The 12,598-nt window shown below is 38.6% G+C and carries 3 protein-coding genes and 1 pseudogene; all 4 read right to left on the bottom strand.

The window, feature by feature from the left end; genetic code table 11:
* Window positions 1–5,176 (bottom strand): Vomp family autotransporter (locus tag ACFILH_RS07010; protein ID WP_375667573.1); only part of this gene is annotated, 5,176 nt, incomplete at its 3' end.
* A 385-nt stretch (window positions 5,177–5,561) separates the two neighbouring features.
* Window positions 5,562–5,819, bottom strand: coding sequence for a hypothetical protein (locus ACFILH_RS07005; protein ID WP_375664223.1), 258 nt, complete (start codon window positions 5,817–5,819; stop codon window positions 5,562–5,564).
* A 192-nt stretch (window positions 5,820–6,011) separates the two neighbouring features.
* A pseudogene (locus ACFILH_RS07000) lies at window positions 6,012–6,269 on the bottom strand (hypothetical protein); the annotation flags it as partial.
* A 401-nt stretch (window positions 6,270–6,670) separates the two neighbouring features.
* Entirely contained in the window at window positions 6,671–12,229 is a 5,559-nt protein-coding gene (locus ACFILH_RS06995; protein ID WP_375667571.1) for a YadA-like family protein, read from the bottom strand.
* Window positions 12,230–12,598 lie beyond the last annotated feature (369 nt).

Genomic DNA, 12,598 nt, shown 5'->3' with positions numbered 1-12,598 from the left:
ATTGTCCACGCCATGTGCCGCTACCAAATGAGACACTCAAAGATCCTGGCTCGTCGAAGTAACGTAGGTTGGATACTGCTAGACCAACGGCGGCTGCTTGCCTTGCCTCTTTCCGTACGCTCTTAATATCATAACTTAAAATATTAAACTTCATATCTGTATATCGGTCAGACCGATCAACAGCATCATCAATGGCATTAATAACAATATTATCCACCCGACTATCCGTATATTTTTTTGCATCATCGAGAACAATTTTCATCTGTTGCTGAGTGTAATCATGCAGTTGACCACCATTCACAGCTTCTTTCGAGTCCTTCTCAATACGGCCATCCGCAACATTATCAATTAAAACAGGTTCACTGGAATCTCCACCCTCTAAAGTGATCCTATTGGTTTTGTTTCCTTCTCCATCTTTATCATAGTTAACTGCGCCATCAGAAAGATTATTAACCGTGTTCTCAATATTATCAACTCTGTCTTCAATATTGAAAACCGTTTCACCAATATTCGTAACCGTAGTGGAAATATTGTCGACTCTGTTTTCAATATGCTTAATATCTTTTTCAACGCCAGTGATACGTTCGTTGGTCTCCCAAAGCTGTCCGCCATTGACTGCATCTTTTGACCCTTCTACAATTTTACCATCTGCTACATTGATAATCTTACTTGGTTGACCATCATGGCTAGCGTCATAAGCTTTTTTCTGCTCATTCCAATTTAAACCATTAGACGAGACATTGTTTTCAACATTTTGAATGCGGTCGTTTATCTTAGACATACTCTCACTCACGCCGTCAAAAGCACTGGCAACGTTATGATAATTCTTCTTTTCACCAGAGCTACCGTCAGCCTTGAATTGTGCTATCTTGAAAGTAGGAGCAGTCCATTCTCCATTATTATAGTCAGCGCCACCACCAAAATACGCAGCCAATTGGTTGCTCATAAGATAAAGTTGCGAACCATTTATAGCATCGGTTGAATTAGCAGAAATATCTCCATTGGCAAGAAACTTAATTTTGCTATTGGTTCTTCCCTCTCCATGCTGTGCTACAAATGCCTGCTCATCACTGTTCCACAACAAGGCGTCCCCTTTAACTTCTTGAGTAATATTCGTGATTTTTTCATTGACATCGTTTACCACATTCGTCAGATGCGTATTCACACTCTTCACATTTGCATCAAGACCTGTCAAAGCTGAGCCAACGTCATGATAATTGGCTTTTGCCACCTGACCATCTTCAACAATAACAGATAAACTATATTTTGGTCCTTTAAAGGCACCATTTTCGAATGAAGCATCACCACCAAAATAATTTGCTATATCTCCAGATATTTTATTAATTTGGTTCCCATTGATTGCATCATGCGATCCTTGCGCAATTATGCCATCTTTAACATTATGAAGAGCAACAGGGTCTTGGTTATCTACCCCACCTAAAGTTACGCTACCATAATTAATGGCACCATTTTCTTTATCGTAGAGAACTGCAGCAGCTCTTGTGAGATTAATATCATTAGAAATCATCTCTATACTTTTATCAAGCTGGGCTTTGTTAACAGCTTCATCACTCCACTCTGCAGCTTTTACACCGGAAATTGTACGAGCATCACCAGATTCGTTTGCAACATTGATTTCTATACCACCTGTTGACTCACCAATGGTGATAGCACCTTCATTCTCTTCCTGCTTAACGAGGCTATTTTTTGTCGCATTCGTAATCTGATTTTGAATATTCGTGATAGAAGCATCAACAGCATTAAAAGTAGATTCAAAACCATTATGTGGCTTACCCTGAATAGTGTAAGTGGGAGCCTTACCGTTAGATACATCTGCACCACCACCAAAATATTGAGATGTATTTTGAGAAATTTTTGCTAGATTATTCGTAACAGTGGTAACATTCTGATTAGTAACAAAAAGTTGTGAACCATTTACCGCATCGGTTGAATTAGCAGAAATGTCTCCATTGGCAAGAAATTTAATTTTGCTATTTTCTTTGTCTGCTCCATGCTGTGCTACAAATGCCTGCTCATTATTACTCCACAACAGAGAATCTTTAGAGACACCATCAATTTTCTGAGTAAACTCATTGGCTACATGTGTTAAGCGGCTATTCACATTGTTGATATTGTCATCAAGCCCTGTCAAAGCATCACCAACATTATTATGGTCCTTAGTTATTGCTACACCATCTTCAGAAATTTGCGATAAATGATAGTGCGGACCAAACAAAATACCTTCGCTAAATTCCGCATCACCACCAAAAATGACTGCTACATCTCGGGATATTTTTTCAATCTGGCTACCATTAATTGCATCATGCGATCCTTGCGCAATCATGCCATCTTTAACATTATGGAGAGCAACCGGTGCCGTAGTCTTATCACCACCTAAAGACACACTATTATAATTAACGGCTCCATCTGCTTTTTTATCGTAGAGAACTGCAAAAGCACCCACTTTCTGAATATTGAACACCTCTTCACCAAGATCAGTAACCGTAGCTGATATGTTAGTAACCTTATCGTTAATATGGATAATATCCTTTTCAGCACCTGCAACACGATCATTCGTCTCCCAAAGCTGACTACCATTGATTGCATCATGCGAATTTTCAATAATTTTCCCATCTTTAACATTACGGAGAGCAACCGGTGCCGTAGTCTTATCACCACCTAAAGACACACTATTATAATTAACGGCTCCATCTGCTTTTTTATCGTAGAGAACTGCAAAAGCACCCACTTTCTGAATATTGAACACCTCTTCACCAAGATCAGTAACCGTAGCTGATATGTTAGTAACCTTATCGTTAATATGGATAATATCCTTTTCAGCACCTGCAACACGATCATTCGTCTCCCAAAGCTGACTACCATTGATTGCATCATGCGAATTTTCAATAATTTTCCCATCTTTAACATTACGGAGAGCAACCGGTGCCGTAGTCTTATCACCACCTAAAGACACACTATTATAATTAACGGCTCCATCTGCTTTTTTATCGTAGAGAACTGCAAAAGCACCCACTTTCTGAATATTGAACACCTCTTCACCAAGATCAGTAACCGTAGCTGATATGTTAGTAACCTTATCGTTAATATGGATAATATCCTTTTCAGCACCTGCAACACGATCATTCGTCTCCCAAAGCTGACTACCATTGATTGCATCATGCGAATTTTCAATAATTTTCCCATCTTTAACATTACGGAGAGCAACCGGTGCTGTAGTCTTATCACCACCTAAAGACACACTATTATAATTAACGGCTCCATCTGCTTTTTTATCGTAGAGAACTGCAAAAGCACTTCCCTCTTCAATGTTATTAATACTGTTACTAATATCTGCTATACGCCCATCCAGTTGTTCTTTATTAACAGCGTCATTAGCATTTACAGCTGCCTTCACACCGGAAATTATCCTATTTTCACCAGATTTGTTTGCAACATTGATTTCAGTGCCACCTGTTGACTCACCAATGGTGATAGCACTTTCATTTTCCTCCTGCTTAACGAGGCTGTTTTTTGCCACATTCGCAATCTGATTTTGTATATTCGTGATAGAAGTATCAACAGCATTAAAAGTAGATTCAAAACCATTATGTGGTTTGCCCTGAATAGTGTAACTGGGCGCCTTACCGTTAAATACATCCGCTCCACCACCAAAATATTGTGATATATTATGAGTTACACCTTCAACTGTATTCTCAATCTTCCCTAACTGCGCAAAATTCACTGCATCCTCAGGTTCTTCCCCAGCTGCCACTCCTGTAATCTTTTTATTACCAGCATCAATACCATCCACAGTTATACCAGCCCCATTAGCAAACAGAATGCCATCATCACTTATAGAGCTTCTTCCAGCGGTAACTCGTTCCACTTTAATATTCTCAGCTAGATCAAATTTTACATTATTGTCTTCCTCACCTTTTATAATCGTAAGGTTGCCACTTGCCGCTGACAAATCTACAGTATCTTTTATACCAACGGCTTTAGCATCTTTACCCCCAACGGATAGGTTCCAACCTTGATCTACGTATGATTGTAACGATTTTAGCTGTGCAACATTAACGGCATCAGTGTCGTCACTACCAGCTGCCACTCCTACAATCTGGCGCGTTTGCTTTAATTTAGCATCACCAACACTCACTGCACCTAGCGTACTTTTCCATGCAAAGTTGTCAGACTGTGTAAGATCTTTAGATAAAGAACTATAACCATGCTTTCCAGCAGCAACCTCAGCCACAGACTCGTTTCCAATCGCAACACCTAAATTTACCGTCGTTTTTGCAAAAGCACCAAGAGCTATAGATTCCTCACTGTCCGCCTTAGCACGATATCCAATAGCAATTGATTCTTCGCCCGTCGCTATTGTACGTCCCCCAGGGGGGGGCGGGTTATCAGCCCATTTACCTTCACCACCTATTGCGATACTTTTTTTACCTACAGCATACGCCAAATGACCTACAGCAACAGTAACGCTATTATCCACCTGCGCACCATAACCAACAGCAACCGAATCTGCGGCGTTTACTATTATCTTGGCACCAAGAGCAGTAATATCACTACTATTATGGAGTTTGTCGGCCTGTGTTATATCATTACCAAATATGACATTAGTACCCACTACGTCACGTTGCATGCCTATATCGCGCTGCATTTTAGACATGGAGTCATTGCGTGAAGAATTCAATGCATCAATAATCGCTGTATTCTCACCGTTTTGTGAACTGATGATCAATTTTTTATATTGCCCGCCTGTATCTAATGTTCTTTCCAATGAGTTTTTGTCATCTGCCCTCAAAACATTCACAATAGGATCATCATTACTTATACCAGAAAGGGTTTTGGTTAAAAAATTTGCATCGTCATCAGAAGCGTCAACTTTTGGCATCATTGCCACATTCAATGCTGTTAAATAATTTTCCTTATCACCATCATAGTAATCATACGCAGAGATAATGCTTTGCGGATAAACCACGGCAGCATTCTTCACATTTTCAAGAGATGCTTTTGTTAAATCGAGATTTGCTGAAAAAACAGGAGAAGCATTTGATAAAAACAATGCCACCGCAGTTCCTAACGAAGCTACTTTAAACAATGATGATCGATGATGTGAACGAGAAAAACTCAAATCACGCAGATTTTGTGTAGTATATAATTTTTTCATAATACCCCCTTCATAATAATAGATTAAAAACACAAAAAAGGTATGCTCTAGAACTCTAAAGCTTTCTTATTTCCTTTGCGTGTTCCTGCTTTTACAGCGTGTTTTAGGTCATAAATAAAATTAAGACATAAGCTGTTGTTTCTACAGCGTCTTTAGAAGGGTAATTAGGGGAAGGTTCGTAAAAATCAATTTGAGGAAGGTAAAAAAATACTTAATATTAGAATATATTTCATTTTTCTATCATAGGTTGTGTGTTGTTTTTAGCTTTGATCTCTTTGAAAGAGGTATAATTTTTGTTGTGCCTATTGATCATCCGCTAGGCATCAGTTTATTTTTCGTGAATAAGATTTTTTTATTTCATTAGAGGATTTATGAAAGCTTTTTACTAAAATGCCCCATCTATATCCTTACTAATGGTAATGTGTCTCGTTGCTGTATCCTGTTTTACAAAAATACTCACTGCTACTTGTTCTTTTATTTCCTTCAGTTGTGAAAAATTCATTGCACTATCTAGCACCCATATCTTTAGCTGCCTCATCAGAAATAGACAGTTTCCAACCTTTTTTCTTACGACTTCTTCTAAATCTTGCAATTGTCTAAGGTTCACTGCATCGGCAGATTTTCTATCAGCTGCTACGCCTATAATTTGTCGCGTTATGTTCTTACTAGGAACACCAATACTTACTGCAACTTTCGTACTTTTCCATTGAGATTAGATGTTTTTAACCGGTCCTTGCAGAACAGACGTATCTCCAAAAACGCCAGCAGCTCTACCAGACACAGAGTTGTTCCCGATAGCTCTCCCATCAACCATCACTTTCTTTAGAATAGGAACCTAAAGCGATACTTCCACCCCCTTTTGCTTTTGAATAGAAGCCCATAGAAATAGCTTCTTGAGCAAATGCATATGCACGGAGTGACCAAGAGCAATCGAACCATATTCTAAAGCTTTAGAAACAGCTCCTACTACTGTTGAATAATCACTCTTCGAAAGAGTATAATCATTTTCCCCGTGTTCGCTCTTCTTATTATATTCACCACCTACTGCGACACTGCTTTTCTCTAAAGCATGAGCCATATTGCCTACAGCAACGCTCCATTCTTTTTCCGTTTGCGCTCCACTACCCTAAAGCAATACTTGTGTTTGGAGTACATTGCATATCCTGTAGATCGTTGCATTATAAAGCATACGTTTAAAACTATACGAAAATAAAAGCTAAAACTGTCTTCTTTTAATAAAGGGTATATTCGTATTTACATTGCTTGAAGCATTTTAATAAATCAAAATAATAGCAATCAATTTTTTGAATCTTTACCACTAAGCTCTTTTATTCTCAACAAAAGTTGTAATAAGCTTTTTATATTCGGATTTTATATAATTACGGGAGTTTTATACATTTAGAATAGCTTTAGAGAGTTCTGGAAGAAAGTAAAAAATTTGCCCTTTTCTTAAATAAGAAAAAGGCAAATCAATTTTATGGATTTAGTCGTTTATTAGTTGAGTATCACATTAACCCCTGTACTTATACCCCAGTGACCTCCAGAAGTGGTAATTGACAAGTTGGAACCAATATCACCGTTCTCTGAAGTATAACCTGCACCAAAAGCAAAAGCAGATTGACTACGCCATAAACCACTACCAAATGCGATTGTTAATTTTCCAGGAATATCACTATAGCGTAAACCAGCTACCGCTAAACCAACAGCTGCTGCTTGTCTTGCCTCTTTTCGAACATCCTCAACAGCATAACTTAATGTCGAAAACTTCATATCCGTATACGAATTAGCCCCACTAACTCCATCTTTTACAAGATGAGAAATTTGCTCATCCGTATACTTATTGGCACTTTCAAGCACAAAATCCATCTTATCTTTTAATTGACCGCCATTAACCGCTTCTTTCGAATCCTTTTCTATCTTTCCATCGGCTACATTGGCTATTAATACTGGAGAACTTTCATCTCCACCAACTAAGCTAACTTTATTGGTCTTTTTTCCCGTTTCTTTATCTTTATCGTATTGTACAGATCCCTCCGTAACTCTATTTTCAATATCCTTGACCTGATCTGTAATCATCTGCTGAGTTTCCCAAAGCTGTCCTCCATTCACTGCTTCTTTTGAATCTCTGTCTACCTTACCATTCGCTACATTGATAATCTTACTTGGACTCTTAACACCCTGAGAATCCACATGAGATGCATCATAACTTCCTTTTTCTTCATTCCAATTCAGACTATTCAAAGAGGTACCCTTTTCAACTTCTTTTATACGATCGTTGATAGTGCTCATGCTGTCATTAACAACATCAAATGCTTCAGAGACATTATTACGCTCCTCTTTATCACCTTTCGTACCATCCTTATTAAAGACCTGAACAGTGAATTTTGGTCCTTGCCAGTTTCCTTCCTTATCATAACCAGCTCCTCCACCAAAATATGAGGCAAATGTCTGTTGAAGTGTATAAATCTGACCACCATTAATCGCATCCGTCGAATCTTCTGATATCTTTCCTTTCGCAAGGAACGTGATCTTGCTGTTTTCCTTGTTACCTTCTTTCTCATGCTGTGCTACAAACGCACCTGCATCATCACTCCACAACAACGCATTTTGCTCAATGTTGTCTGAAATCTCATTATGAAGATTCTTGAAAACCTTATTTACACCGGCAAACGCGGCTGCAATGCTATCATAATTCTCCTCTTCAAAGCTTCCATCTTCTTGGAAAGTCATTATCTTGAAACCTGGAAGCGCCCAGCCATCACCATCATACTTAGCATCACCACCAAAATACTTTGCTAGCGACTGATTCAGATCATAAATCTGTCCGCCATTAACCGCATCACTCGAGCCTGATACTATAGAGCCAGCCGCAAGTGATGTGATCTTGCTTGCTTTTCTGTCATCACCTTTCCCATGCAGAGCGATAAAAGCTTTGTCACCATCGCTCCAAGATAAAGAATCTTGTGCAACTCCCTCTGAGACCTCCTTAATGCGAGCGTTCACATTCTTGATATTGTCATCAAGTCCTTTAAAGGCAGAACCAACATCGGTATGCGGTTTATCTGTTACAACACCTTTTTCATCAATATTCGATAATTTATAATCTGGTACTTTAAAGTTTTTGCCATCAAAGGATACATCTCCACCTAAAATTTTTGATAAATCCTCAGTGATTGCATGAAGCTGATCGCCATTAATCGCATCACTCGAAGCTGATATTATAGAACCAGCAGCAAGTGATGTGATCTTGCTGTTTTCCTTTTCTCCATCTTTTTCCCCATGCTTGGCTACAAAGGATTGTGCTTTACCATCCCACAACAGAGCATCGCCTTGAACAGATTCTTTGATATTCGTGACTTTGTCATTAAAATCATTAACGATGTTCTGCACATTCTTATTCACACTCTGGAAATTCTTATCAATTCCGTCAAAGGCTTCCGCTACATTATTGTAGGTTTTTTCTTCAACTTCAATTTCATTGCTCTCTAAGTTGAAAACTTTGAGTTTGAAGGTTGGTTTGTTCAATACGCCATTCTCATACGTAGCATCGCCGCCAAAATATTCTGCAACTTTGTTGCCCAGTGCATAAAGCTGGGAACCTGTTATAGTTTCGTGCGAATCTTTCTCTACCTTACCATCAGCGACATTAACAATCTTGCTCGCATCCTTCTCACCATGAGCGGCATTGTAGGCACCACCATCACCTACACTGCCATCCCAATTTAAACCATTCGAAGAGACGTCCTTTTCAAACTCCTTAATACGAGCGTTCACATTCTTGATATTATCATCAAGTCCTTTAAAGGCAGAACCAACATCGGTATGAGATTGATCTGTTACTTCACCTTTTTTATCAATATTCGATAATTTATACCCTGGTACTTTAAAGTTTTTTCCATCAAAGGATACATCTCCACCTAAAATTTTTGAGAAATCATCTGTGATGATATGAAGCTGTCCACCCGTGACTGTATCATGTGAACCCTTGGCAATCTGACCATCAGCAACATTGTGAAGTGCTACAGCAGCAGAATTTGCACCTTTTCCTAAAGTCACACTCGCATAATTTATAGTGTTATTATCACCCTCTTTTTTATCGTAGTGAACAACGGCTGAATCATCAGACTGAAGACTGTTAGAAAGCTTCTTTAAACTTTCATCAAGCTGACCTTTATTAACCGCTTCATTATTTTGTGTTGCTGCCTTCACACCAGAAAGAGTTCGATCTGCTTTGCTACTATTAGCGATATTGATTTCACTGCCTTCTACTTCTTTACCAATAGTGATAAGATTGGTTGCTTGATCTTTCTTAACAAGGCTATCACCTTTCACATTGGCAATCTCATTATTAATCTCTTTGCTAATCTCATTTCTAATATTTATGAAAGAATTACCAACTCCAGCCAAAGCATCCGCCACATTGCCATAGTCTATCTCTTCAGATTTACCATCATCCTTAACTGTCTTAACCTTAAAACTTGGAGCTTTCCATTGTCCTTGCTCATCATAACCAGCACCACCACCAAAATAGGTTGCAAGTTGTTCGTTCAGCGAATAAAGCTGACCACCCGTGACAGCATCCGTTGAATCTTTAGAAACAACACCATCTAAAAGAAACGTAATTCTACTGTTTTCTTGTGTCCTTACAGCTCTGCCTTTTTCTTCTTGCTTCTTTTCATGACGTGCTACAAAGGCATTAGCTTTATCGTTCCATAACAAAGCATCACCTTTAACTTGCTGAGTAATATTCGTTATGTTTTTAGTAAGTTCGCTAAACTTATTTGTTAGATTATCATTGACATTCTTGATATTGCTATCAAGATGGCTTTTGTTAACAGCGTCATTATTGTTCTTAGCTTCCCCAACACCAGAAATTATCCGATCAGCACCGCTTTCATTTGCAATATTGATTTCTGCGCCACCTACTTTTGCACCAATAGTGAGACGACTCGTTGTCTTATCTTGCTGAACAAAGCTCTCGCTTTCCACTTTGGTAATCACATTATTAACCTGTTCAGTCAATTTATTCTGAACATTCGTGATAGAAGTACCAACACCGGAAAGTGCATCCGCTACATTCTGATAATTCTTGTCAAAAGAAGTACCATCCTCACCAAACTGCTTGATCTTGAAATCCGGTGCTTTCCATTTGCCCTCTTCATCATAACCAGCACCACCACCAAAATAGGATGCAAGCATGTTACCCATTGTATAGAGCTGACCACCATTTACTGCATCTGTTGAGTTTTGGGTAATCTCACCACTTGCTAGAAACGTAATTCTACTGTTTTCTTGTGTTCTTACAGCCCTGCCTTTTTCTTCTTTTCTCTTTTCATGACGCGCTACAAAGGCATTGGCTTCATCATTCCATAACAAAGAATCCTGCGCTACTCCTTCAGAAACTTCTTTAATCCGTGCATTCACATTCTTGATATTTGTATCAAGACCAGTAAATGCACTACCAACATCTTTAAAAGAGCCCTCTGTTATATTACCCTTTGTATCAATCTTGGATAAGTCATAAGTTGGTCCCGTCATGTCAGAACCAGCAACTCCTGCACCCCCACCAAAATATTTTGATGTATTCGCCATAGCCGTTTCCAGATTTCTCGCTGTGGACGAAAGACCCTCATTGGTTTTGCTTAACTGTGAAAAATTAACTGCATCGTTCGCTCCAGTGCCATCCGACACTCCTGTAATCTTTTTACCCCCAGCATCTATCCCAGAAATGATTATTTTCGGACCATTGGCTATCACTAAGCCTGTTGCATCTAAGGTATTTTTACCTGCCTTTACGCTCTCCAGTGCAATGTCTTGAGCCAGATCAAACTTTACTTTATTGTCCTCTTCGCCCTTTGTAATATTTAGGTTGCTACTTCCAGCGGAAAAATCTACCGCGCTATCCATAAGAACAGTTGTAGCATTTTTATCTCCAACAGAGAATTTCCAACCGTTTTGTCTTACAACTTGTTCTAAGTCCTGCAACTGTTTAAGGTTCACTGCATCGGTAATATTAGAACCAGCAGCTACGCCTGTAATTTGTCTGGTTATACCCTTACTATAATCACCAACACTAACTGAGCCCCGCGTACTTTTCCATTGCGCCTCAACGTTTGTTGCAGGCCCCTGCAACAAAGAAGTGTAGCCAAGCTCACCAGCAGCCCTATCAGCTACAGAATCGCTTCCTAGAGCAACACCTGCCGCAACCGTCACATTAGAGCTAGCGCCTATAGCAATTCCCTGCAGCGCCTGCTCCTGTGCATATGCAGTGTACCCCATAGCAATCGCTTCATTTGCATAACTATGTGCTTTACTACCGAAGGCTATTGAAAAATCACCTAATGAAGCTGTTCTCTCTTTTTCATCATAACTATCGGTTAGAGAAGAACCGATTGCAATGCTATTTTTAGTATTTCTACTCCTACCGGCTAAAGCAGTTAAGCCGATTGCAATCCCTTGGTCAGCCTTCGTCTGCGCTACCTGCCCGTAAACAATAGCATCATGAGATTCTCCCTGAGCTCGTTCACCATAGACAAGAGGATTACCCAAAGGATTACCAAAACTCGTATTCCTAGTTATCTGATCTCCCTTTACAACACTTGGAGTTAAAGCTGCTCTTGTTATTTTTTTACTTCCAGCATTCATATCAATTGAACGTATCGAATCGCTGGATTTTACCAAAACATTCACTATAGGACTATAATCGCTCACACCAGTAAGAGTTTTGGTTAAAAAATTTGCATAGTCATCAGCAGCACTTACCTTGGATGTCAAAGAAACATTCAGCGCTGTTAAATAATTTTCCTGTGATGCACTAGAAGAATCCAAATCACTGTTATAGCTATCATAAACAGAGACAATACTTTGTGGATATATCTCAGCAGTATTCCTTATGTTTGAAGAAATCTCTTCTCCTGAATCAAGATCATTCGAAAAAACAGGGGAAATACTGGCTAAAAGTGCAGCTATTGAAGTCAAGGATAGGACTTTAATAAAAGGAAAACGGGAAAATTTTAAATTGCTCCCTGCTAATTTTGTATATAATTTTTTCATAATGAACTCCCCAATGAAAGAAATAACTATAAACACAAAAAAGACACATTTAAACGCTATAAAGTTTCCTAAATTTGGTTTTTCTAAACGTATTCAAAAATTTAGTACCGGACTGCAAAGATAGAGAAGTTGTGTTTTTAGCTTTTATGGTTAATGTGTTTTGCTCTTTTACATTTCCTAAGAAAGTAAATTTCTTTGTGGTAATTAGTTTTTTTAACTTTTAAACTTATTGTTTGTTTTTTGCAAGGGGTAGAGTTAATTTAGTGGATTGTTTTATAACTTCTTCCAGTAAAGTTGAAATACATTTGAATGTGTACTTTTATCTTAGTAGAAAACTTTTTAATAGATTTGTAGTAGAGCGAAAGTTTT

Source organism: Bartonella sp. CL435QHHD, assembly GCF_042195095.1.
GTDB lineage: Bacteria > Pseudomonadota > Alphaproteobacteria > Rhizobiales > Rhizobiaceae > Bartonella.
This window is presented reverse-complemented; position numbering and strand designations above follow the sequence as displayed.